The sequence below is a fragment of the Mycolicibacterium sphagni genome (assembly GCF_002250655.1).
In the GTDB taxonomy this organism is placed as follows: Bacteria; Actinomycetota; Actinomycetes; order Mycobacteriales; family Mycobacteriaceae; genus Mycobacterium; species Mycobacterium sphagni.
The window spans coordinates 1-23,605 of sequence record NZ_NOZR01000043.1 but is presented as its reverse complement, the minus strand read 5'-3'; the positions used below and the strand labels follow the sequence as shown (position 1 = coordinate 23,605).

General features: G+C 62.8%; 19 protein-coding genes and 2 pseudogenes. 13 read left to right on the top strand and 8 right to left on the bottom strand.

All coding sequences use genetic code 11. The features are described from left to right. Positions 1–238: 238 nt before the first annotated feature. From CG716_RS31445 to CG716_RS28595, 4 genes and pseudogenes are all read left to right on the top strand, one after another. A pseudogene (locus tag CG716_RS31445) lies at positions 239–352 on the top strand (AsnC family transcriptional regulator); the annotation flags it as partial. 18 nt (positions 353–370) lie between these two features. Next, on the top strand, positions 371–715 hold the full coding sequence (locus CG716_RS28605; protein WP_474626737.1) for an Lrp/AsnC family transcriptional regulator: 345 nt from the start codon (positions 371–373) through the stop codon (positions 713–715). A gap of 243 nt (positions 716–958) precedes the next feature. Next, positions 959–2,095, top strand: a complete 1,137-nt coding sequence (locus tag CG716_RS28600) for a hypothetical protein (RefSeq protein ID WP_094484523.1) — start codon at positions 959–961, stop codon at positions 2,093–2,095. Positions 2,096–2,101: 6 nt separating this feature from the next. Further along, positions 2,102–3,100, top strand: a complete 999-nt coding sequence (locus CG716_RS28595) for an MBL fold metallo-hydrolase (RefSeq protein ID WP_094484522.1) — start codon at positions 2,102–2,104, stop codon at positions 3,098–3,100. 24 nt (positions 3,101–3,124) lie between these two features. Here CG716_RS28595 and CG716_RS28590 read toward each other — a convergent pair whose 3' ends face one another. Further along, positions 3,125–4,456, bottom strand: coding sequence for an FAD-binding oxidoreductase (locus tag CG716_RS28590; RefSeq protein WP_234818085.1), 1,332 nt, complete (start codon positions 4,454–4,456; stop codon positions 3,125–3,127). A gap of 384 nt (positions 4,457–4,840) precedes the next feature. Between CG716_RS28590 and CG716_RS28585 the strand changes: the two genes are divergently transcribed. Beyond that, positions 4,841–5,707 (top strand): hypothetical protein, encoded by an 867-nt coding sequence (locus CG716_RS28585; protein WP_094484520.1) that lies wholly within the window; start codon positions 4,841–4,843, stop codon positions 5,705–5,707. A 111-nt stretch (positions 5,708–5,818) separates the two neighbouring features. Here CG716_RS28585 and CG716_RS28580 read toward each other — a convergent pair whose 3' ends face one another. Both CG716_RS28580 and CG716_RS28575 read right to left on the bottom strand, forming a co-directional pair. Continuing rightward, on the bottom strand, positions 5,819–6,085 hold the full coding sequence (locus CG716_RS28580; protein ID WP_094484519.1) for a metal-sensitive transcriptional regulator: 267 nt from the start codon (positions 6,083–6,085) through the stop codon (positions 5,819–5,821). 63 nt (positions 6,086–6,148) lie between these two features. Then, positions 6,149–7,030: a sulfite exporter TauE/SafE family protein gene (locus tag CG716_RS28575; RefSeq protein WP_094484526.1), complete on the bottom strand. Its 882-nt coding sequence runs from the start codon at positions 7,028–7,030 to the stop codon at positions 6,149–6,151. 181 nt (positions 7,031–7,211) lie between these two features. Between CG716_RS28575 and CG716_RS28570 the strand changes: the two genes are divergently transcribed. Next, the gene (locus tag CG716_RS28570; RefSeq protein ID WP_094484518.1) at positions 7,212–8,591 is read left to right on the top strand and encodes an MBL fold metallo-hydrolase; all 1,380 of its coding nucleotides are present in this window, start codon (positions 7,212–7,214) and stop codon (positions 8,589–8,591) included. Between the two features lie 114 nt (positions 8,592–8,705). On the opposite strand, the gene CG716_RS30425 is transcribed toward CG716_RS28570, so the two are convergent. Together CG716_RS30425 and CG716_RS28560 are read right to left on the bottom strand one after the other, a co-directional pair. Further along, a complete protein-coding gene (locus CG716_RS30425) occupies positions 8,706–9,290 on the bottom strand; it encodes an Rv1733c family protein (RefSeq protein ID WP_094484517.1) in 585 nt (194 codons plus the stop codon). Positions 9,291–9,429: 139 nt separating this feature from the next. Beyond that, positions 9,430–10,890 carry an MprF family protein gene (locus CG716_RS28560; RefSeq protein WP_094484516.1) on the bottom strand — a complete coding sequence of 487 codons (1,461 nt, stop codon included), beginning with the start codon at positions 10,888–10,890 and terminating at the stop codon, positions 9,430–9,432. Positions 10,891–11,152: 262 nt separating this feature from the next. On the opposite strand from CG716_RS28560, the gene CG716_RS28555 reads away from it, so the two are divergent. From CG716_RS28555 to CG716_RS28545, 3 genes are all read left to right on the top strand, one after another. Beyond that, positions 11,153–12,145, top strand: a complete 993-nt coding sequence (locus CG716_RS28555) for an Acg family FMN-binding oxidoreductase (protein ID WP_094484515.1) — start codon at positions 11,153–11,155, stop codon at positions 12,143–12,145. A gap of 168 nt (positions 12,146–12,313) precedes the next feature. Further along, positions 12,314–13,963, top strand: coding sequence for a sensor histidine kinase (locus CG716_RS28550; protein ID WP_094484525.1), 1,650 nt, complete (start codon positions 12,314–12,316; stop codon positions 13,961–13,963). A 57-nt stretch (positions 13,964–14,020) separates the two neighbouring features. Beyond that, complete coding sequence (locus CG716_RS28545) at positions 14,021–15,184, top strand: zinc-dependent alcohol dehydrogenase (protein ID WP_133067040.1); 1,164 nt, start codon at positions 14,021–14,023, stop codon at positions 15,182–15,184. A gap of 26 nt (positions 15,185–15,210) precedes the next feature. Here CG716_RS28545 and CG716_RS28540 read toward each other — a convergent pair whose 3' ends face one another. Next, positions 15,211–15,996: a nitroreductase family protein gene (locus CG716_RS28540; protein WP_094484513.1), complete on the bottom strand. Its 786-nt coding sequence runs from the start codon at positions 15,994–15,996 to the stop codon at positions 15,211–15,213. A gap of 208 nt (positions 15,997–16,204) precedes the next feature. Here CG716_RS28540 and CG716_RS28535 point away from each other — a divergent pair, with 208 nt between their 5' ends. Further along, positions 16,205–17,071 (top strand): universal stress protein, encoded by an 867-nt coding sequence (locus CG716_RS28535; protein ID WP_094484512.1) that lies wholly within the window; start codon positions 16,205–16,207, stop codon positions 17,069–17,071. A 44-nt stretch (positions 17,072–17,115) separates the two neighbouring features. Then, the gene (locus CG716_RS28530; protein WP_094484511.1) at positions 17,116–17,799 is read left to right on the top strand and encodes a response regulator; all 684 of its coding nucleotides are present in this window, start codon (positions 17,116–17,118) and stop codon (positions 17,797–17,799) included. A gap of 210 nt (positions 17,800–18,009) precedes the next feature. On the opposite strand, the gene CG716_RS28525 is transcribed toward CG716_RS28530, so the two are convergent. Next, a complete protein-coding gene (locus CG716_RS28525) occupies positions 18,010–20,052 on the bottom strand; it encodes an erythromycin esterase family protein (RefSeq protein ID WP_094484510.1) in 2,043 nt (680 codons plus the stop codon). Between the two features lie 272 nt (positions 20,053–20,324). Between CG716_RS28525 and CG716_RS28520 the strand changes: the two genes are divergently transcribed. Both CG716_RS28520 and CG716_RS31210 read left to right on the top strand, forming a co-directional pair. Further along, the gene (locus CG716_RS28520) at positions 20,325–21,794 is read left to right on the top strand and encodes a bifunctional aminoglycoside phosphotransferase/ATP-binding protein (RefSeq protein ID WP_094484509.1); all 1,470 of its coding nucleotides are present in this window, start codon (positions 20,325–20,327) and stop codon (positions 21,792–21,794) included. Positions 21,795–21,846: 52 nt separating this feature from the next. Next, positions 21,847–22,914 (top strand): annotated as a pseudogene (locus CG716_RS31210) (PEP/pyruvate-binding domain-containing protein); the annotation flags it as partial. Between the two features lie 68 nt (positions 22,915–22,982). Here the strand turns inward: CG716_RS31210 and CG716_RS28510 are convergent. Continuing rightward, entirely contained in the window at positions 22,983–23,423 is a 441-nt protein-coding gene (locus CG716_RS28510; RefSeq protein ID WP_094484508.1) for a hypothetical protein, read from the bottom strand. Positions 23,424–23,605 lie beyond the last annotated feature (182 nt).

The following is a 23,605-nucleotide window of genomic DNA, read 5'->3' as shown; positions in this document are numbered from 1 at the left end:
AACCTCGGGGTGATGGTCTCCAGCTGCGGGACGGTCTTGGTGGCATTGGCAAGCTGCCGGGCGGCAAGCGCGCCAAGCGCCTGCGATTCATTCTGTGCCGACGTCATGTCGATCTTCCTCTGCTTGTTGGTGTTCGACCTCGTGAGCCACCCGGGTGGTTCAGTCGCCAAAGGGTCTCTCGGCAACCCTATCCGCTAAAGCTCGGAATTTTCTTCCAAATATTCGTCATTTTGGAGGAATGAGTGGGAGAATTATTCGTGTGGATCGAATTGACAGAAATATTCTCTCATTGCTGCAGGAGGATGGCCGGATCAGCGTTACCGATCTGGCTGCACAGGTGGGCTTGAGTCTGTCGTCGTGCCATCGCCGCGTGAAGGATCTGGAGCAGTCCGGCGCCATCGAGAGCTACCGCGCGGTCATCTCACCAGAGGCGCTCGGACTCAGCTTCGAAGCACTTGTATTCGTCACGATGGTGCGTACCGACCAAGAGACCATCGCCGCGTTCGAGCGAGACGTCGCGGCCAACCCGCACATCGTCACCGCGCAACGCCTCTTCGGCGAGCCCGACTTCACCTTGCGCGTGCTCGCCCGCGACCTCGCCGCCTACCAGGACATCTACGACAATGAGCTCGGGGCGCTACCGGGCGTCCAGCGCCTCACGTCGACATTGGTGATGAAGCGGATCGGTGCCGATCGAACCGTGCCGATCCTGTGATCGCCGCCGGTCTCCTTGGGCTTCGCCAATTCCCTGCTTCTGGGTCTGACTTGGCCCGCCACGAGCGACCCGAACGAAAACGCCGCGCCCGCTTCGGGATACAGCGAGTTCCCAGCTAGGTCGTGAGCCCACCGGTTCGGCGAAATTGCCTGGGCTCGATCAATGGAATGCCGAATCGGACTGCAGTACATTCTCGTTGTTACGTTGTCCCCAGCTAGTTGGCGCGGGCGGATCGGATACCTGATGATTGTCACAGCGACTCCAGCCGAAGCCGCACTGGTGCTCGCGGCTATGCGAACGGTGGCCAGCGCGAACAACACGCTCCCACTCTCAACTGCTGATGTTCGTGGTATCAGGGGTGCCCACACCACCGTCTTCGGGCAACCCGGCGCCCTGGATGTCGACGCACTCCCCAGCGTCTCTCCGGAAGAGCTGCGTAGGGCGGTGTCACGTGATGAACTACGGCTCAACGTGATTCGGATGCTGTCAGCGATGGCACTGAATGACGGCGTCATCGAAGACGCCAAGCTGGCGCTGGTTGGGCGATACGCCGCTGCGCTCGACGTGCACCAAGATTTCGTCACCGCGATCGCTGCGCTCTTGGCCAATGACATCGCGTGGGCTGCGTTCGACCAGATCCGCCACAACGTGGCCACTATCCCCGGCATGCCGTGGGACCCAGATGACCCGTACGGCCCCTTCCTTCCGTATAGCGGAGACAACGCCGATCCTCACCTGCGTGCCCGCTACGAATCGCTGCAGGACTTTCCTGCCGGATCACTTGGGCGGGTGTTCTATGAGCACTACCGCGACAACGGGTATGCGTTTCCCGGCGATCCCCTCGCGCTCAACGAGACGTGGGCAACTCCGCACGACAGCCTGCATGTCCTCAGCGGCTACAGCACCTCCGCCCAGGGCGAGCTACTGGTGGCTGCCTTCACCGGAGCCGCCAAGCGGGGCAACGCCGATATGATGGAAAGCCATGTCATCCCAACGATTTTGATTTACCACATGGGCATCGACATCAACAAAGGACTGAACGAGGGCGACCGCGAACGCATCGAGGCCGACCCCTCTTGGCGGGATAACTACCAGGGCAACGTCCACCTTGGTCTCGATCTCGCGAAGTTGTGGGTTGCCTGGGACCGAGGAGTTGCGACCACCGAAGACCTCTACTCCGGACATTGGGACCTGTGGTCGGTGGCCAGCGAGCAGGTCACGGAGCTGCGTGTGCGCTACGGCATCCCACCACTGGCTGCAGCAGATGCCGCCGTCCCCGATGACGATGTGCGTCGTAGCGACTTCGAAAGGCCAGGCTTGGCACCGCCGCCGCACGTGAGTCAAGTCGCCATCGATGACCGCCCCTTCGTGGACGAATGAGCAGTCATGCCCGTCGCACTGACTGATGGCCTGCAAGTGCTGGATCGGCTGACCGTGGATGTGATCAGCGACAACGTCAGCGATACCTATGTGAGTAAGACGGCGTTTGCGACCTCAGAGTTCGACAATGTTGTCAGAGGTGGCACAAAGATCATCGCCGGTGAGTCGCTGCTGGTGGCCAACCTGGGCTACGGTTTGCGGCTGCGGACCGGAGTCGCCGACGTCGAGCGCGCTCTGCTGTTTGACACGGGCACCGAGGCGGCCGCGTTCGTCCGAAACTGCGAGAACCTACATCTCGATCTGGGGACGGTCGAAGAGATCGCGATCACCCACGGGCACTGGGACCATATGGGTGCTCTGTTGGCAGCGGTCGACGAAATCGTCGCATTGCGCGGATCGGTTGTGGTGCACGTCAATCCGGGAATGTTCGATGAGCGCGGCATTCGGCTCTCGAATGGAGAGATCATTCCCGTGGCGATGGTGCCAAACCCAGCAGAGATGCGCGACCATGGGGCCACCGTGGTGAACAGCGGCGATGCCCGTCTACTGCTTGGGAACCGGCTGTACTACAGCGGTGAGATCCCCCGGGTTACGCCGTTCGAGAAAGGGCGTACCGATCACCTTTGCCGGCCTGCCGATGGGACCGGCCAGTGGCGGCCCGACCCGCTTCTGCTCGATGAACGAATGCTCATCGCACACGTACGCGGATTGGGCCTGGTGATCTTCAGCGCCTGCTCGCATGCCGGAATCGTCAACGTCTGTACCGAAGCGCATCGACTTTTTGCCGATATTCCGATCCACGCGGTCATCGGCGGTCTTCATCTTGGCGGGGTGATGGAACGCGTCATTCCCCAAACAGTCTCGGGGTTGGCTCCGTTCGGCATCAGCCACATCATCGCCGGCCACTGCACCGGCTGGCGTGCGCTGCACGCCTTGGCCGACACGTACGGCGACCACGTCAGCCAGTCTGCCGTGGGCACCACCTACCACTTCGAGGCGCCCTGATCGGCGGGGCTGGTCGCAGACATGTCAGACCGGAATGCTCTGGGCATAGTGAAACAGATTGCTCGGATCGTATCTCTGCTTGATTTGCCGCAAACGGTCAAAGTTGGCGCCGTAATAGGCCTGTTGCCAGTCTTTCTGAGCGGCGTAAGGCCAGTTCTGGAAGCTGCCCGGTTGGGTGAAGGTCGATATGAACCCAAACGTGTCTCCCGTCCAGGCGAGCAGGTCGCGCTGCATAGAGTCAGGCTGATCGCGCCACCATACGGCCGGCCGCAGAAGATGGTTGTCTGACCGATGTACGTAGGCCGTCGCATCGGCGGCGATGCGATTGGTTCGGCCGCCACTCCAACACATCAGGCGCACTTCGGCATTGGCGTCCTCAGTCCCGCCCGGAGCAGCCAGCACCCGGTCGACGAGCTCTGCGAGATGGTCGAGGGAGATGGGTGAGTTGGTGAACCGCGAGCATTCTTCGAGGCCGTGTTTAGGCATCTCGGCGACCGCCAACCAGTTGAGTTGGGCACTCCAGTAATCCATTTCGCCGAAGATCACATCGGTAGGGCGCAATTCGAGGACCGGCGCGAGCGCCGCACGCGCCGTATTCTCGTCGCCCTGGAAACAACCGTCGATCGACAACACGGGGAATGGCGCCGGATAGCCGGGTGCCGGCTTGTTCTCCACGCCTGGCGGTTTCACGTTGGTGATGCCGGTGAATCCCGACAACTCGTCGGACGCTCCCAGCATCAGTCGGTCGAACGCCGACCATGCGGCGACTATCGCCTCTTTGCCGGTGAACCGCATGCCGTAGACAGTGATGGTCTGCTTTGGTATCTCAAGCAGCCTGAACGTCAACGACGTGTTGATGCCAAAGTTGCCGCCGGCAGCGCCGCGCAGCGCCCAGAACAGGTCGGGATTCTCCGTCGCGCTTGCCTCGACGATGTCTCCGTTTGCCACTACCAACCGGGTGGATTCCAAGTGGTCGCAAGTCATCCCGGCCCAGCGGCTGTTGTCTCCGATGCCGCCGCCCAGCGTCAGCCCGGTGACCCCGACCGAGGGGCAGGTGCCGATCGGCACCATGAGAGGGCCGCTCCGCAGCGCCGAGAGTAGGTTGGCGTTCACCGCACCTGCGCCGACTGTGACAGTCTGAGCCCGCGAGTCGACGGTGACCGTGTTCATCGCTGTCGTTTTGATCAGCAGCCCATCGGTAGTCGAAGCCCCGATGTAGCTGTGCCCCCCTCCCCGGGCAATGGGTTGTACCCCCTCGCGCAGGCACCACCGGACGCACGTTTGGATGTCCTCGGGCGTCTCGCAGAACGCGATCGCCATTGGCGTGACCGACTCGTAGCGATCGTTGGCGGGCAAGTTTTCCTCGGCGAACCTGGGGTCGCGCGGTACGAGCACTGATCCGGTGAGACGGGCCTGGAGATCCTTGATGCCAGACGACGCGGAATCCGAGCAATTGGCCAGGACGAGACCAGCTCCGACTGCTGCACCAGTAGCGATGAACTCGCGTCGAGAAAAGCTCATGTCAGCCTGTTATCTGCCGGGAACTGGATACTGGTGCGACGATCGTCGCGCACATTGGCCTTGCACCCACGCGCAATGGTGCAATTTGTCAGGCGAATTGTCGGACTGCCCCTCAGCGGAGTCCCTCGGAAAATTGTGGCACTGGCTACCGCTTACGGTGCCCGACGGGGATTCGGCCTTTCATGTCGGTGGAGTGACGACGGAGATTAGAGTGCTGGCGTGCAGGGAGCGCCCGATGACAACGTGCGGCCAACCTTGGTTTGGCCCTCACTAGCCGCTGTATTCGCGCTGGTTATCGCTTTCACGTTCAGCGACGACATTGTCGAATTCGTGCTCGACCTGACTGGCGACCGGTTTACCGGAGCAAGGCCTTGGCTGGTGTTCGTCGCCGATTGCGTCCTGGTCATTGCGACGGCAGCACTGAAATGGCGAATCAGCCCTGCGCCCGCACAGGTATTCCTCCGGTCCCTGGTGTCGGGGTGGTGGGGAGTGGGCGCGGCGGTCGTGGTGGCCGCCCACCTGGCGCTGATCGCCACCAATGAGCACCGAGCCAGTCTTGGCGCCACCGCCACGATCTGGGTCAGTGTGTTGGGCTCGCTGGTGTTCGTCGCTGCGATGGGTGTGCTGCTCGTATCGTCAATCGCTGAGCAACCTGGTTCACGTACATGGCTGATACCTCTGATCGTCGGCACCGTGGTGGTCCAGCTGGCGTCGGCGCTGTGGTATCCCGTTATCGACGTCCAAAAGGGCTGTGCAGGCGACATTTCATCGGCCTATTTCTCCGACATGACCAATATCATCGCCGTCGTTCTGTTGACCGTCGGCGTCGAGCTGGCCTACGTGCGCCGCGTCGCCAACGCCGCCGATCCCAGGCACAGAGTGGTACCGATTTTCACCGTATTGTGGTTGTGCGTCGGCGAAGTGCTCGCGTTCACGATGTTGGTGAAGGCTGACATGGGCCCCCGGTGCGGGTTGGCCGCCGTCTGGCATGAGTACAGCGCATTCGTTGTCTCCGCGCAGGCGCTAGTGATTGGGCTGACAACGGTGTTGTGGTTGCTCGTCACCGACGAAGGCAACAAGATCTGAGCTTGTGAGATCGAACGAGATGGGACGTTAAAGCAGTTCGGTTGCGGCGCAATCGAACCATCACACCGTGGTCGATCCCGCCCCTCCCCTGCAGCAGACATCCACAGCACGTCACGCTAAAGCGAGGAAGAGTTTCTCCAACTCGGCTTCGGTCATCGGTGCGCCTTCGGCAGATGAACCGGTCAGGCATTCCCGCAATCCGCTGGCAACGATTTTGAACCCGGCGCGGTCCAGGGCTCGCGAGACCGCAGCGAGCTGGGTGATGACGTCTTTGCAGTCGCGACCGTCCTCGATCATGGCGATCACGCCGTTGAGCTGGCCCTGTGCCCGGCGCAGCCGGTTCAGCACTGCAGTCATCGTGTCTTGGTCGCCGACCACGTCGGTCTCCTTCCGCTGGAAATCTCTGTTCCGATAACGTACCCGTGGGGGTATAGATTTCCGCTACGCCGCGGCGTTGTGCCGTCGTGCGAGGTGCGCAAACCTGCGCAGCGGACAGTGGGCGTAACGACTGCACGCAAACATTGCCATCGCGGCCCCACACGTCAGTGCTGCGCTGAGCGCCCCGACAACGGGATGGACTTCCTCGGCCAGCACAAGCGACGCCATCGCGAGCACCAACCAGCCGAATGCCCTACGCAGCGCAGAGGGGTCGATCTTCTGGATGAGTTGCCCTCCCAAGACCGCCCCGGCCACCGCGGCTGTGGTGACCATTGCCGCCAACCGCCAGTCAATGAGTTCGGTGGCAAGATGGCCAGCCAGCCCGGCGTAGGACTGAGCAGCGATGACGACCAGAGATGTACCCACCGCGGTAGGCATCGACAGTCCCGCCAACAAGGCGAGTGCTGGGACGAGTAAAAAGCCTCCCCCGGCGCCAATCAGGCCGCTGACGAGGCCGACGGCGGCGCCCAGAAAGACGGCCTTCAGCGGTGGCAGTCGGCGCTCGGTTGCCGTGGTTTCCTTGTGGGCGTGCAGCATCGCGGTTCCGGCCATGATCATGATGGCGGCGAACGTGATCAGCAGCACTGTGCCAGGAACAAAGTGCGCAAGCCGGCCACCGACGTACGCTGCGGTCATCGCCGCTGGTCCGAAGATGGCGGCAACGCGCCAGCGGACTCTCCCCGCACGGGCATGGGGAATAGCGCCGACGGTACTTGTCACGCCGACCACCAACAAGGACATTGCGATTGCCTGCGTGGCGTCCACGTCGGCGGCATAGCTCAGTAGTGGGACGGTCAGGATGGATCCCCCACCGCCGAGCAACCCCAAGGAAATGCCTACGGCAACCGCGAGAACAACGGTCAACACGGCGGTCGCTGTCGTCATTTCGGTCCTCTCAGGCGATAGGGTCGCCATAGATACCCAGGGGGGTATAATGCTGTTAAGATCATATATACCCGAGGCGGTATTACGAAGGAGGAAAAAATACCCGACTGGGTATGCCTCAGGTCTCAGATGGAGGCTCGCTCCTGTCGCGCGATGGAGATGAAACAGGAAGGACAAGATCGTGAAACTCATCCAGTACTACTTGGATTGCCTATCCCATGCCTCGTATCTGGTCGGTGATGAGACCACAGGACGCGCCGTCGTAGTCGATCCGCAGCGCGACGTGTCCGAGTACATGCGCGACGCCCGTGAACTCAAGTTGAGCATCGAGCTGGTGATCGAGACGCATTTCCATGCTGACTTTCTCTCGGGGCATCTCGAGCTGGCGAAAGTGACGGGCGCCAAGATCGTCTATTCGTCGGTGGCCCAGCCCGAGTTCGCGTTCAGGCCCGTCGCCGACGGTGAACGGTATGCGCTCGGAGACGTCGCACTCGAATTTCGCCACACCCCTGGCCATACCCCCGAGTCGATGAGCATCGTGATCTACGAACACGCCGCCGACACCGTTCCCTATGGTGTCCTGACAGGCGACACGCTGTTCATCGGTGACGTTGGGCGGCCAGACCTTCTGGCCTCGGTCGGCTTCAGCCGCGACGAATTGGCCGAGAAACTTTACGACTCACTGCACGACAAGCTGATGACGCTGCCCGATACAACGCGGGTCTACCCCGCGCACGGTGCGGGGTCCGCGTGCGGCAAAAACCTCTCGACGGAGCTGTGGTCGACGATAGCTGACCAGAAGGAGTCGAATTATGCGTTGCGCGCCTTGGACAAGGCGACGTTCATCGACATGGTCACCGAAGGACAGCCTCCCGCCCCCGGATATTTCGTCTACGACGCGATTCTCAATCGTAAAGAGCGAGAATTACTGGACGAGAACGCCTTGCCGCCGAAGATGAATTACGAGCAGGTCCGCGTCGCCGCAGACGCCGGGGCCTTGTTGGTCGACGGTCGCACTCCCGAAGAGTTCGCGCAAGGGCATCTGCGTGGTGCGATCAACGTCGGATTAGCCGGTCGCTACGCCGAATTCGCGGGTTCGGTGATCAAGCCTGATGCCGACGTCGTGCTGGTCACGGAGCCAGGACATGAACGTGAGGGCAAGATTCGTCTGGCACGCATCGGCTTCGACCGGGTCCTCGGATACCTGGACTCGCCGGAGACGGCAATGTATCAACACCAGGATCAGGTGCAGGTGTCATCTCGGTTGACCGCCAAGGTGTTTCGTGAACGAGCCGCCGAGCTCCGTGATCTCCAGATCGTTGACGTGCGCAACCCGGGGGAAGCGGCCGCCGGCATGATCCCGGGTGCGGTCAACATTCCCATCAGTCAGCTGCCGGGGCGGGCAGACGAACTCGACCCCACCAAACCCACTGTCGTCTACTGCGCCGGTGGATATCGGTCGTCGGTTGGCGCAAGCCTGCTGCGCAGGCAGGGCTTCAACGACGTCAGCGACATGCTGGGCGGATACCATGCCTGGCACGAAGCCACCCAAACCGCCTGAGCACGAAAGCAACCGGCAATGGCCACATTCGCGCACCAGATCCCCGTCGTCGGCGGCGGGACGGCGGAAATTAGCGTTGCCGCTCGACTGCTACAGGCGGGCTGGCGCCATGACTCAGGTGTTGTGGTTACGCCGGCCACCGGCGAGGTCACGGAGTTCGCGGTCCCAGGTGTCATAGCGGCGCTTCTGGAGCCGTAACCGCAACAACTCCCATGCTCCGATACAGGCCCCGGCCACAGCAGCGCACAAGCCCAACGTGACGACCAGTGCCTCGGTCAGTGCATCGTCACCCGATGGCAGACTTGCAGCTGGCGCTCCCTTGCCATCGACCCAAATCATTGTGTGGTCACCAGTTTTCATGTCCTCAGCGGTGACGAGGACGTCGGCATGTGTGCGTCCTTCGTACTGCCACGTCAGCGGTGTGAGGAACGCCTGCTGGTAGGGCAGCTTGCCGATTGTCGTGTCATGAGACGCGACCCCCTCAACCTGCTGCATTTGATGCCGACGTCCAGCGATCGCGTGGGTTCTCGAATCGTAGACCGCGGTACCGACCGCGCCCACGACCGGGATGATCAACAGTGCCAGCATCAGAAGGGCCAGAAGTGCGGCGGCCTCAAGGCGGTCGCTTGCGCGTATCAAAGGGTTACGCGTCACTAGCCGCTTCACCCAACTGCTGGTGGCAAGCGTGAACGTCTGCATGATGACTCCTCAATGCGAGTTGCGCGACAGAGTCGATGTTGCCCGCGGCGATACCATGTCGCGCAGAGGCGAAAGTCACGGCAGCGGGGGTCGATGGCCACCACCCACCGTCCAGGTGACCGACCTGTGAATCCCGGGACTAGGCTACGTCGGGCGCCGATTTCGCGCCTGACTCCTGCGCGAGGCTGCAGCAGGAGGCTCGGTGAGGCAGGAATTCCAACGGCAGCAAGACCAGCACAGCCCACAGTAGGTGCCGTGCTGACACCAGAACATAGCGACGCCGGTCGATCGCATGGAATTTGCGCAGGTAGTCGTAGAGCGACTCAAGCCGGATGAGGGGGTCACCCAGGTGAATGAATGCGTAGTACATATGTTGCAGCACTGTGCGGTTGGCCACCTCGAACAGTTCCGGGAAGGGCGCGAACGCCAGCGATAGCCGTCGTGCACCCTGCGCCCGACACCACGCGATCATGTCGACGGTCAACCGCTCATCGATCCCGTTGGGGGCGTCTGGACGCCGCCACGGCAGATCGAGCGACACGTCGCTGCCCGCTCCTGAGCTGACGTAACGGTGGAAAGCTTGCACGCGCCCGTCGCGATCGCGCCCGATCGCGAGGATGACACCTGGGTAGTGGCCTTCCAGCGTGCCGTCGAGCATCATGGAGAACCCGCGTTCGCGCCGGCCATCGCGATGTGCGGCATCGACCACCTCGGCCAGCTCTGCGCGCTGTGCGCCGCTGAGGCTCTGTTCGGCGATGATCTCTGTGGTAATACCTCGGTTATGGGTGCGCGCGACGGCTTGCCTGAGGTTGCGGAATGCATGGCCAGACAGAGTGAATCGGGTTACGTCCACGACCACGTCGCGGCCAATCGGAAGAGCGAGGAATGACTGACTGACCCCCGGCGCACGCCACAAGTCCAGTCGGCGCTGACCGCAGCCGAGTACCATGATCCGCCAGCCCTGACGCTGACACATCGCCACGAAGTCTGCAACCAGCTCGCGATAAGCGCCCGGCCGGCCGACGGGGTCGCCGCTGACCACAGCAAAGCCCAAGCGCGCGCGGTAAGCCAGTGCCGCGGTGCGATCTTCGGTGAACAGCAGGCTCTTGGTGGACTGCATGGCGAAGGCCGCCAAGGGATCCCCCCTGGTCGCTTCGATCAAGGGCCACAGAGATTTAGGGTCGTCCGGACCAGGTCGCGAGGCTATTGGCCACATCAATGCTAATCCCGTGCTCGCGACAAGTGCGTCGCCGGCAAACCCAAGGCCCAATACGTGCGCCCCGAGCCCGCTCAGCAAGACCGCCGTCGCCGCCGTGGCGTGGGCATAGGACACCGGTCTGCTCAAGGAGATGCCTCGGGCCAGGAACATGACCAATGCGAGTAAGGACAGCGACCACGCCAACCGGCCGGATGGATTCCAGTCCGCCAGATCGTGGTCGCGGATTACGAGGGCAGCCAGCGTCGCAAAGCCGCCGACCAACACGAGTGCTGCGATGCGACGTAGGCGTTGCGACGGCGCCGACGTGAGCAGCAACTGGCGATCCAGCGCTCGAGCGACGGCCGCCTTGGCGCCGCCTGCGCGGCTAGCCGCTTCGGTCATGGTCAATGGTGGCCTCCGTAGTGGCGACCTGATGGGGTCGACTCGACGCTAGGCGCATGTGCGGCCGTGCCAAAGAGCCCGCAGTCCTGAGTCCTATGGACTAACGGCACAGTGGGTCGCAGCGACGGGCCGTGACTGCCGGCCCAAACGCGACGACTTTACGGCCCAGTGGGCGCCAGAGGTCCTGCGTCATCTAGGTCTAAAGACCCTGGCGAGTAGCCCCTCGGGCGCGCCATAGTTCGCAAGTGCAGGAGGAATTCTCATGACTCGAACAGTGCTGTCGCGCGATATCATCACCCAAGCTGTGCATCGTGCGTGCCGAGCCCCGTCGATTCACAACAGCCAGCCGTGGCGGTTCGTCGGTGACAACGCCGGCGCCCTCCAGCTGTTTGTGGATCGTGATCGCCTCGTCGACACGGACTCCTCGGGTCGGCAAGCACTCTTGAGTTGCGGGGCGGTACTCGACCACTTCAGGGTCGCCCTGGCGGCGGCCGGCTGGGTGGCGAATGTCGACTATTACCCCAATCCCAACGATCACACGCACCTGGCGTCGATCGGTTTCGTTCCCATGGAGTTCGTCACCGATGCCCACCGCCGCCGCGCCGACGCGATCCTCGCACGACGCACCGACCGCTTGCCCTTTGAAGCGCCTGCCGATTGGGAGGCATTCGAGCCGGTCCTGCGACAGCAGGTCGGCGATGATCTCGCCTTGTTCGATGTGCTTCCCAACTATGCGCGCCCGCGACTTGCCGAAGCATCCCAGCTGACAGAATCGTTGCGCTTGTACGATTCGTCATATCACGCTGAATTGGCTTGGTGGACAGGTCCATTCGGATCGGCGGATGGCATACCGCACAGTTCGCTAGTCACCGCAGCAGAAGGTGATCGGGTGGATATCGGCCGAATCTTCCCTGTCACTCACCATCGCGAGAGACGTTCGCAAGTGTCTGAAGACAGGTCGAAGATCGTCATGCTGTCTGCCTTGGATGACAGCCGCCTTGACATCCTCACCTGCGGAGAGGCGCTGTCGGTGACGCTTCTGGAGGCGACGATGGCAGGCTTCGCCACGTGCTCGCTGACCCATATGACCGAGGTTGCAGCCAGCCGTGACATCATCAGTCGGCTCTCCGGACGCGCACTACCCCAGGTCTTGATCCGGATCGGGTCCGTGCCGGCGGCCGACGACGTCGAACCGCCGACTCCTCGTCGTCCGCTGGAGGATGTGCTTACCTGGCGCGCTGTACCACGACCCTGATAGTCGTCTGGCCGCGAAAGTGCCCGGCCGGAGAGGCTGGTGATACCGCCGACGGCTCAATAGGATATTGACGCTGCCTACTATCCCGCAGCTGGAGGGCCAGCCGTGGAGAACGCAAACGAGGATTCGGCCTTTGCCGCGCTCGGACGGCGCTCGCTCGTCGACAACATGCGTGCGCAGCTCGATGAGTTGCTCAATGCCCGTGACCAAATGGAACATCTTCTCCGCGTCATCGTCGGCCTGGCCGCTGATCTCGATCTGGACGCCACTTTGCGGCGGATAGTGAAAGCGGCGATGGAGTTGACCGGCGCAGAGTACGGAGCCTTGGGTGTGCAGGGCGCCGACGGCCAGTTGGCATCGTTTCTGCACTCGGGTATCGATGATGCAACCGCAGCAACAATCGGCCGCCTGCCGGTCGGCAAGGGTGTGCTGGGTGTCCTGCTCGAGCATCCCGAACCGTTGAGGTTGGGGGACTTAGCGGCACACCCCGCCGCGGCCGGCTTTCCGGAGCACCACCCGCCCATGCAGGCCTTTCTCGGGGTGCCCATCACCATCCGGCAGAAGTCCTTCGGCAGCCTGTATCTGACCCAGCCCAGGGGGCGCCCCGAGTTCAACGAATCCGACGAAGTTGTCGCCCGAGCACTTGCGGCCGCTGCTGCAGTGGCCATCGACAATGCCCGGCTCTTTGAGCAGGCTCGCAGTGTGGCCAAATGGCTCGACGCCAGCCGAGAAATCATGACGGCCCTGTCATCTGACGCCAACCCCGTTCAGCAACCGCTGCGGTTGATCGCAGAGCGCGCTTGTGAGCTCACCCGCGCCGAGCAGGGCATCGTCCTGGTCCCCAGTGAGCCCGATCTGCCGGCCGCTCAGGTCCGCACCTTGTTGGTCTCAACGGCGGTGGGGTCAATGGCCGAGGATGTGGTCGGCCAGGAAGTTCCGGTGGACGGGTCGACGACCGGGGGCGTCTTCCGATCGCGCACGCCGCTGATAACCGAATCGTTTCGCCATCCGATTCAGGCATTCACCGACGTCGGTCAGCGACCGGCAATCGTCATGCCCCTCTGCGACCAACAATCGATGCTCGGCGTCCTCGCTGTGGCTCGGAATAAAGATGACAGTCCTTTTGACGCAAGCCATCTGGCGCTGATGCGGGACTTCGCCGACCATGCCGTTGTTGCGCTGCGGTTATCCGAGAGCCGCGAGCAGGCGCGCGAAATGAGTCTGATCGCCGATCGCGAACGTATTGCACATGACCTGCACGACCACGTCATTCAGCGACTCTTTGCTGCTGGCATGGATCTGCAAGGAACGATCGCTCGATCGCACTCAACAGACATCAATAACCGCCTGAACCATACCGTCGACGACCTGCAATCCACCATCAACGAAATCCGGACGACGATCTTCGCGCTGCAGTCCCCCACCGCCATCGCCGGTGGGTTTCGTCAGCGAATTCAGAACGTGGTCGCCGAACTTACCGGGAACCGCGATATCGAAACCTCAGTTCATTTGTCGGGACCACTCATTGTGGTCGGACAGGACGTCGCCGAACAAGCCATCGCCGTCATCGCTGAAGGAGTCAGTAATGCCGTACGGCACTCCGGCGCAGAGCATCTCACCGTCGGCATTACGGTCGCTGACGAGCTAACCGTCGATATTGCCGACGATGGATGCGGCATCGAACCCACCAATCAGCGTCGCAGTGGCTTGGCGAACTTCGAGCGGCGTGCAGCGTCCGTCAGCGGGACCTGTTCAATAGACAGCCACCCGGGCGGGGGTACCCGTATTCGCTGGGTCGCCCCATTGGCCACCCGCTAGCAAGCAACCGCGCCGCGCACGTGGCCTGCTGACCGAAGGCCCTAACCTCCGGCCCGATTGAACGGCGAGAACCACGAAAGTCCCCAATTCAAGATCCTAGCGGCTCTATTGGCCGCGACATCCACACAGCAGCATGAAGTAATGGCGCCGGAATCGACACCAGCACAGGGCTTTCGAGAGTCAATCGACGTGGCGTCGCATCGTCACAGTCACGGAACGGCAACGAGTTTCTCCTCCCTGGGTGACACTGACCCTGGCCGGGCAGACAAGAAGCTGATGCCGGCGGCGTACTTCGCCGGTGACGGTAGTCTCATGATCCAGCCCCGTCCGATGCCGACGCCCCGATCTGGGGAGATCCTCCTGCAGACGGTCGTATCCGCGCTGTGCGGTACGGACCTTCATCGCTTCCGCGGTGCACGGTCATACGGTTCAAACACCGATGTGTTCGGCCATGAATCTGTTGCGCTTGTGATGGAGTGCGCGTCTGGCGAATTCCGCCCCGGCGATCTTGTGCTTCATGTGCCTTACCCCAACGAAGGTCGAGTTTTTGCTCCGTACCAGCTCGCCAGGGCAACCAATGTGCTGCCACTTCCGCACACCCTCAACGCCGAAACTGCCGTCTTCGCACAACAACTCGGCACGGTCATCTACGCACTGATGCGGTTCTGGACGTCGAGCACTCCACCGGTGCGGGCATTCGTGGCCGGAGCGGGGCCTGCGGGGCTGCTGTTCATCCAGATGCTGAGGTTGATGGGTTGCGAGCAGATCTACGTATCCGAACCTAACGAGCATCGTCGCCGGCTTGCCGTCTCCTTTGGCGCCACCTGCGCCGACGAGACCACGGTGGAGGTTGACCTGAGCATCGATGCGTCCGGTGCGCCGGGCGTCCGTCACGAGTGCTGGTTACGCACCAAACCGCACGGGACGCTCGGAATCTACGGACTCCCCGATGACGAGCCCGGGGACCTGGAAGTCTCGGTGTTGGGTCTGCTGGCCAAGAACCTACACCTGGTCGGCGCCATCGGATCACAAAGCGAGCCAGGATTGCCTTCCTTCCTGCGGGCGATAGATCTGTTGGCCAGTCGCCACATCGAGGTGGGCAGTCTCATCTCCCATAGGATCGCGCTTAATGAGCTCCCCCGAACCGTCCCGCTGGCTGTGCACGTCACAGACGATGTAGTCAAGGTCTTAGTCCGATTCCCCACCGAAAGCGCGGGCTGATCCGTCGCTGCCACGGGTTCTGCCGGTCACGGATTGCCGATAATGGGGGCCCAGCCGACCCGCAGTAACATCTGCGGAAAGTACATGGCATCGAACACGTTCTCCCGTAACGCGTCCCGCGTGTCGGCGACTTCAAGTACCTCGGTCACAGCGCATGAGGCCAATCCCTGAACGGTCGCCGTCAGCAAGACCGCGCTGGTCGCCTCGCCGGCCCGAAGCTGACTGCCGAGATCGTCGATCGCCGTCCCCAGCGCCAGTACGACACCGCTGTCTAAGGCCTCCAGCACTTCGTCAGCAGGATCAGGTGACGAGATGCGATGTTGGCCAAAGCCGAGAAGCGCGTCGGTGGTCTCGATCCGCCGCATCGTCACCCCATGGCGTGCGGCATGAGCGCCCATCAGTGCAATATCACCCATCGCAACCGGCCACGGGCTGTATGTGCGCCGATCGGTCTGTCGCCGCGGAATCGCCGCCGCCATGGCAATCTCGACGTCAGCCGGTGGACCGCCGTGCAGCCGCAGTGACGCAAGGTGATCGGACTGGCCGGGATTCGGCAGCCGCCGGATACCGGTGCGCCAGCCCAACGCGCACAGTGCAATCGACGCATGGTGCAAGGCCGCTCCGCAGCTGACGATCAGCCCTCGGCCGTCCGGTTCGGTATAACTCGAACGCACCTCGTGCCTGAGGTGAAGATTCAGGGAGTGCGGCCCGATTCGCCACTGCCATGGCTGTGAGTTGTGGATCGACAGCGCACGATCGGCCAATTCGATTGCGGCGCAGAGGGTGGCGTCGTCAGGAAAATCTGTAGGCATGGCTGCACGCCGCCTCCGAGAAGATGTGGTGGGTCAGATCGAGGATGCCGACCCCCGGCGTCTTCTTCCAGAGTCGCAAGTCCCGAAAGCCGGTGACGGTCCGATATTCGGGACAAATGACCGCGTGGCGAGGACTTTCGCCCCTGCGTGATCACCACGTCTGCCAGTAGCGTTGACGACATCACGCACTCAGTGACGGGAATTGGCCATGAGCGAACACCAGAACGTCGCACCAGCCGTGGTCGTTGGCGTGGACGGCTCACGGGCCGCCATCGACGCCGCCCTTTGGGCCGTGGATGAAGCGGTCGGCCGTGATATTCCGTTGCGCTTGGTGTATGCCATCGAGCCCGACGAGGGCCGTGATACCGACTCGCACGACATTGCGCGCAAGTTCGCCGCCGCCGAGACCGCGGTGCGTTGTGCGGCCGTCGCCGTCGAGTCGACCGAGAAGCTGGTGAAAATCGAGGCGGAGATCGTACGTGGTCGACCGATTAACGCATTGCTGGCTGCATCCAGGACCGCTGCGATGCTGTGCGTCGGTTCGGTCGGCCTCAAGCATTTCCACGACGGCCGCATCGGGTCGACGGCTTCGGAGCTGGCCGCGGCGGCGCACTGCCCGGTGGCCGTTGTCCGGGACGCCGATCCGGTGTCGAGCGCACAGCGCTGGGTGGCCGTGGTGCTGGATGAAGCCGGGGGCGATGCCGCCCTGCGGCACGGGTTCGATGAAGCGCGGCTGCGTGGCACTCCACTGCGAGTGATGGCGGTCTGGCAGTCTCGGTACACCGACATTCATGACGATCACGCCGTCACCGATGGCAATCGTTGTGTCAAAGCAGCACTCGAGCGCCGCTTGGAACTGTGGCGAAAAAACTACCCCGAGATCGATGTGGCAGCGGTTGCTCTGCATGCCAGCCCGCTGCGTTATTTGGTCAAGCACAGCGATTCGATTCAACTGCTCGTGGTGGCCCACGAACGCGGACAGGGCATCAAGGAATTGTTGGGGGCGCCGGGAATTGCGGCGCTGCATCACGCGAAGTGTTCGGTGTTGGTCTCCGAGCCACAAAACATGTTGTGAGCATGGCAAATTCAGTTTTTCAACGGGCTCTTGGAGGCGGTCGGATGGTGAATATCTTTCTGGTGGATGACCACGAGGTAGTCCGCCACGGTCTCATTGAGCTGTTGAGCGTCGACCCCGAATTGAAGGTCATCGGCGAAGCGGGCTCCGTCGCGCAGGCGATGGCGCGGATTCCCGCGCTGAAGCCCGACGTTGTGGTGCTTGATGTGCGCCTACCCGACGGTAATGGCATCGAGCTTTGTCGCGATCTGCTTTCACGCCAGCCCGACCTGCGCTGTCTGATGTTGACATCATGCAGTTCGGATGAGGCGATGCTCGACGCGATCCTGGCCGGCGCCAGTGGGTATGTCGTCAAAGACATCAAAGGTATGGAGCTGGCGCGGGCCATCAAAGACGTGGGTGAGGGTCGCTCACTGCTGGACAATCGAGCCGCCGCAGCATTGATGACGAAGCTGCGTGGAGCCGCGGAACAATCCGATCCGCTCTCCGTTCTCACCGATCAGGAACGGGTGCTGTTGAAACTGATTGGCGAGGGACTGACGAACAAGCAGATCGGGGACCGAATGTTCCTGTCTGAGAAGACGGTCAAGAATTACGTCTCGCGGCTGTTGGCAAAAATGGGTATGGCGACGCGCACACAGGCCGCGGTGTTCGCCGCCAAGCTTGATCGCCCAGTCCGCAGCAACGGTGAGACCAACCTAGAATCGCTCTGCATCTACGGTTGGTAGCCATCGCCAAGCCGGACCGCCGTGCGGCGATCGACGAATGCCGTTGACGGCCATGATGAATCATCGCGCCCCATAACAGTTCTGACAACCGAGGGCGCGTATCAAGGGTGTCCTCCACCGGACTGGAAATCTTGTCGGTTGGACTGATCTGGTCAGCGTCGACAGTGATATCCAGTGCCGTGTTCATCGTCAGCGTGACGATCGCAGGGGTCATAGGCCAGTCGGGTAGGTCTCGGGTGTTTCACCGGCGACCCAGGCGCTGGTGAGCTCGAGTGGTTCCAGAGCAGTGGTGCGATCGATGTGGATCATGGCGTCGAATTGACCGCCGGGCCGGACGTGGTAGTAGTGACTCTGTCGCTCAGTGGCGGGTAGGTAGATCACCCCGATCGCGCGGCCCAGGCGAACCGTATCGAGGGGTTCCGCGGTTTCCCGGCTCAACAGGGGCGACACCAGAAATTGTGGTCTGTTGACCTGGTGAAACAGCTCCTCGACACTACCCTTGAGCGCGGGCAGAACCGCCTTGCGCTCAGCGACCGCGCCCCACTCACTTGCCGCGGTCACCGTGCCGGTATAGGTCGTGAACCCGATCAACCGGGCCGGCTCGCCATATCCCTCTCGAACCAGTTGGCCCAACGTCAACTGCCCGTCCGCGCCCACCTCGGTGGCGCGAGCGTCACCAACGTGAGAATTGTGGGCCCACACCACGATCCGCGCTGGTTGGCCGTCGCGGCTGTGTAGATGTGCGCGCAGGGACTTCAGCGTTTGAAACATATGTTGGTCCCGCATATTCCACGAGGAAACCCGACTGCCGAACATCGCTCGGTAATACTGCTCGGCGTTGCGGACGGTCTGCGCATTTTGCTGGGCGTAGAAGAGGGCGTCCTCAGCGAGGAGGCCGTCACGGCGGGCATACTGCAGTCCATGCCGCTGCAGTTCGACCAACTGCTCGACGACTTGGCGCTCGCAGGACATTCCGGCGCCGAAGGCAGCTGCATACCCGTATGCTTGGCCGTCATCTGAGCCCGTGCGATCAAAGCAGGCGTAGCGTTCCCGCGCGCGTTGCGCCGCGGTGGGGTCGACATTGTCCAGATAGTCGATCACCTCGTGCATCGACCGATGCAGGCTATAAAGATCCAGGCCATAGAACCCGGCCTCGCGCCGGCCGCCAGCACGGCACTCCGCATTGTGCGCGCGCAGCCATCGAACAAACTCCCGCACGGTGACGTTGCGCCACATCCAGGATGGGAACCGCTCAAAGCCCTCGAGCGCCTCGGCGGCCGACGCATCGTCACCATGGCCACGGACATATCGGTTGACCCGGTAGGCGTCGGGCCAGTCAGCTTCGGCCGCCACCGCGCAGAAACCTTTCTCCTGGATCAACCATTTGGTGATCTCAGCGCGCGCCTCGTAGAACTCGCGGGTGCCGTGTGAACTCTCGCCGATCAGCACGACGCACGCATCACCGACGATTTCCTCCAGGGCCTCCCGCGGCGGCACACCCGAGGGCGCATCGACCGCGCCACGCGCGATGACCCCCGCTGGTGTCTCGGCCACGCGTAGACCGGCGGTGGCGTCCCCGGTCGTCGGGGCCGCAAGCAACTCACGTACCTCGTTGTCGCTGACCTGCTCGAAATTCCAGAACGACTCCCCGACCGCCAGGAACGGAGTAGGCATCGACGCGCACACAACGTCGTCGACGAGCCCGGCGAATTCACGACAGGTCGATTCCGGAGCGGCGGGCACGGCGATCACGATCTCAGCCGGATTCGCCTCCCGCAGAGCTTGAACCGCGGCGAGCATGCTTGCTCCGGTGGCCAGGCCGTCATCGACAAGGATGACGGTCTTGCCGGCCAGTTCCAGCGGCGGACGTCCGGCGCGATAGGCCTCCTCACGCCGGACCAGTTCGCGGGCTTCCCGCTCGCAGACCTCACGCAACTCCTGCGGTGTCACGCGCAGTGCCCGAATGACGTCGTCGTTGACCACTACGCGTCCCCCGGTTGCCAGCGCCCCCATCGCAAACTCAGCGTGCCCGGGCGCGCCCAGCTTCCGGACGATGAACGCATCTAATGGAACCCCAAGTGCCGCAGCCACCTCCCAGGCGACGGGGATACCTCCACGTGCCAGCCCAAGCACCACAACACCCTCTCGACCGCGGTAGCCGTCCAACAGGCGGGCCAACACTCGGCCGGCTTCTAGGCGATCACGAAAGATTCGCCGCGGGCGCTGCTGCGCGGGTTCGCGCACAGTGGTCATGATCTCTCCATCCCCGTTGTGCGCCGACGTCCCGGCGCGCTGATCCCACCGTGATTCACAATCACCTCGGGATGGGCGCTGGCCTGACACGGGCTCACCACTTCCTGTGCGATAAACCCTAGGTCCGCTGGGGACCGATGCCACGGGCCGGAAGTCACTTCCCTGCGGGCTTCCCCCAAGGCCTTTATGCCCCCACAAAAAGGACCTTGCAGTTGAGCAATGTGACCGTTGGCTAGCTGCATAACCGCAGTTGCGGGGCGAGGATCGAGAGCATGGGATCGTCGATCACCGCCAGCCCGCGTATCGCGGAGACCCACACCGGAATCGTGTTCCTGGTCGGTGATCGGGCCTACAAGGTCAAGAAATCCGTCGTCACCGATTTTCTCGACTTCTCCACGGTAGAGCGCCGCGAAGACGCCTGCGGCCGCGAACTGGTTCTCAACCGGCGCCTCGCGCCCGACAGCTATCTCGGCATCGCTCACTTCCTCGCGCCCGGCGGCGATTCCGAGCCGGTGATCGTGATGCGCCGGCATCCCGATGAACTGCGGCTGGCGACGATGGTGCGTCGCGGTGAGGCGGTTGAGGACCAGTTGGGGACGGTGGCGCTGGTGCTCTCACGATTCCACGCCTCTGCTGCCCGCGGCCGTGCGGTGGACGCGCAGGGGCGAGTCGACGCAATCACTGCGCGCTGGCAGGAGAATTTGGCCGAGCTCCAGGGGTACACCGAAAATGCTGCCCCGGGCGTTGACCCGAAAATGGTAGCCGAAATTAGTTGTTTGGCAAGCGATTTCATCGCCGGACGTTCTGTGCTGTTCGCTCGGCGCATCGCTGAGCGCAAGATCGTCGACGGCCACGCTGACCTGTTAGCCGATGACATATTTTGTCTCGATGGCGGGCCGGCCCTGCTGGACTGCCTCGAGTTCGATGACCACCTGCGCTATGTCGACGTTGTCGACGACGCCGCATTCTTAGCGATGGATCTGGAGTTTCTGGGCCGCGCGGACTTGGCCGCAATGTTTCTGCATAGCTACGCCCGGCTGTCCACCGAGGATGCTCCGGCATCTCTGTACGACTTCTACATTGCTTATCGCGCGGTCGTGCGAGCGAAGGTCGACTGTGTGCGTCATACCCAGGGCGTTGACGGTGCCGCCGACGACGCGCGACGTCATCTTGAGATCGCCCACAACCACCTGCAGGCCGGCGCGGTCCGGCTGATCCTGGTGGGGGGCGGGCCCGGCACCGGCAAGACGACACTATCGCGGGCGCTCGCTGAAGACCTTGGCGCGCTGGTGATCTCCACTGACGAAGTGCGGGCCGAGATGGTTCGCCTCGGTGAGATCACCGGCGCTCCTGGAATGCTCAACGAAGGCCTGTACACCCGGGAGAATATCGATGCGGTTTACGACGGCGTGCTGCGCCGGGCCCATCTCAGATTGTGTGAGGGCAGGACCATTGTGCTTGACGGGACCTGGCAAGATCCGAGGCATCGTGAGCGTGCCCGGCGTCTGGCTGCTGAAGCCAATGCGGTGGAGATCGAACTCTGTTGTGTGGCGCCACTGGATGCCAGCCTCGCTCGGGTTCGGGGCCGGTCCGAGACCGCCTCGCAAGTGACTCCCGAGATCGCTGTCGCATTGGCGGATCGCGGCGAGGAGATGTGGACGGGTGCGCATCGGATCGACACCACCGCACCGCAGGCCAAATCCGTGGAGCTGGCGCGCAGACTGTGCACGCCGACGACCTGAGCGTTTCGACCCGTCATGGAGAAGACCCACGGCTAGCCATTTCGTCGAACAGATTGAAGACCTCAGGATCAGCGATGCCGAGGAGGCTGGGGCAAGGGTGCCAACCTAGGTGAAATGGTCGCCGCGTCGCTGCCCGTTCCGCCGGGGTTCGTGTTGCTCCGTGACTGCTACCTGTTCTCCATGATGAGTGCCGTTGTGGCCGAGGAGCTCAGCAGCATTCACCGAGTCGCGATGGCCCATACCGGAGAACCCGACGAGCTCGCCGACATGTGCCACCAGATGCAGAACTTGGCCGCCCGCTCGTCGGCCACCGGGGAGGATGGCCGTGATGCGTCGTTCGCGGGCATGAATGCCACCATCACCAATGTCAGCGGCGAACGACACTCCTGGACGCGGTGCAGGAATGCTGGGCATCATTCTTCAGCCCGCGGGCGGTCGCCTAACGGGCCAGCCGCAATTTCACCGGCGACCCGGCCATGGCCGTCGTCGTGCAACAGATGATTTCTTCCGGGGGCGCGGGTGTCGCGTTCACGGCCGACCCCAGCACCGGTGCCGAAGACCGTGCCGTCGTCGAGGTGGCGTTCGGCCAAGGCGAAGCGGTGGTGTCGGGATCCGTCGAACCAGACAACCTATGTCGTTATCAAGAGCACCGGCGAAATCGTCACCAGAAAAGTCGGTTGTAAGTCTTTCAAGTTCATCCGTGGGCGGACGGTGGTGACCAGCAGGTGCCCTTATCAGATGCCGAGGCGCACTCGGCGGTGCTCACTGACGATGAACTGCGCAACGTCGTCGCACTGGCGGCGGCCAGTTAACGGCACAACGGCTGCCCGCAGGACACCGAGTGGGCTATCGCCAAGGGCAGAAATGGGAACTTGAAGAGTGCCTGTCGCTGGTCGACGCCAGCCCCCTGGTCCGCCAGCGCGGCCTGCACCGCTGGGTGATGGCTGAGGTGCCGTCGGTGGTGCACTGGCTTCCCGAGTGTGTCGGCATGGGGATCGACGGGGTGTCGATCGGCGGCAACGACCTCACGCAGTTGATGCTCGGCGTAGACCGCGATTCGGATCTCTGCGCGGAGCTGTTCGACGAATCCGACCCGGCGGTGCTCGACGCCAACGCCCGCAGCGGCAACCGTTCCCGATGACGCTTCCGGGGGTCCCACTGCGGCTGATCGAGCGGCCGGTACTGCGCTCAGGCGAGCCGTTGATGGGCCTCGTATTCGAGGCGCCATAGGGCGAGTCCGCGTAAGCGCGGATCAGCCAAAGCGATTCGGAGTTCGTCGACGATGCCAGCGATGGTGTCGCGAGGTACCCCCGGATACGTGATCGTCAGTTGCGAAATCAGCGCGTCGGTCGCCGCATAGTCGATCGCTTGCGCACCGCGATCGTCGGAAGGACGTTCGGGCTGCTCGACTCCCCGCGTACTTTGCCGCTGGTCGACGGCGTGCGCATCGTAGGCGGCAATGATGTGCTCGGCGGTGGCGTCGGGATGATGCTGCGCTACCACGGTGATCGCCGCCTGGGTCGCCGGCCCGACCATCGAGCCGCCGCGCGGTGGCTGTCCACATGTCAGGGCGCGATTCAGAAGTACGCGAAAATCGCGGTCGGGATGGACGGACGAGTCGGGCACCACACCCCAAACTGTACGGGTCGGTCATTATCAGCACGTGACACACATGTGCCCGCCATGGAACAGCAAACAGTGTGTGTTGCACCAGCTGCACGTTTCGTGGAGATGACAGCTGATATGTAGGCGTTGTTTGTCAAGAGGCAGGTGAAAGCCGCCCCGGTTTTGGTGCCGGGGCGGCTTTCGTT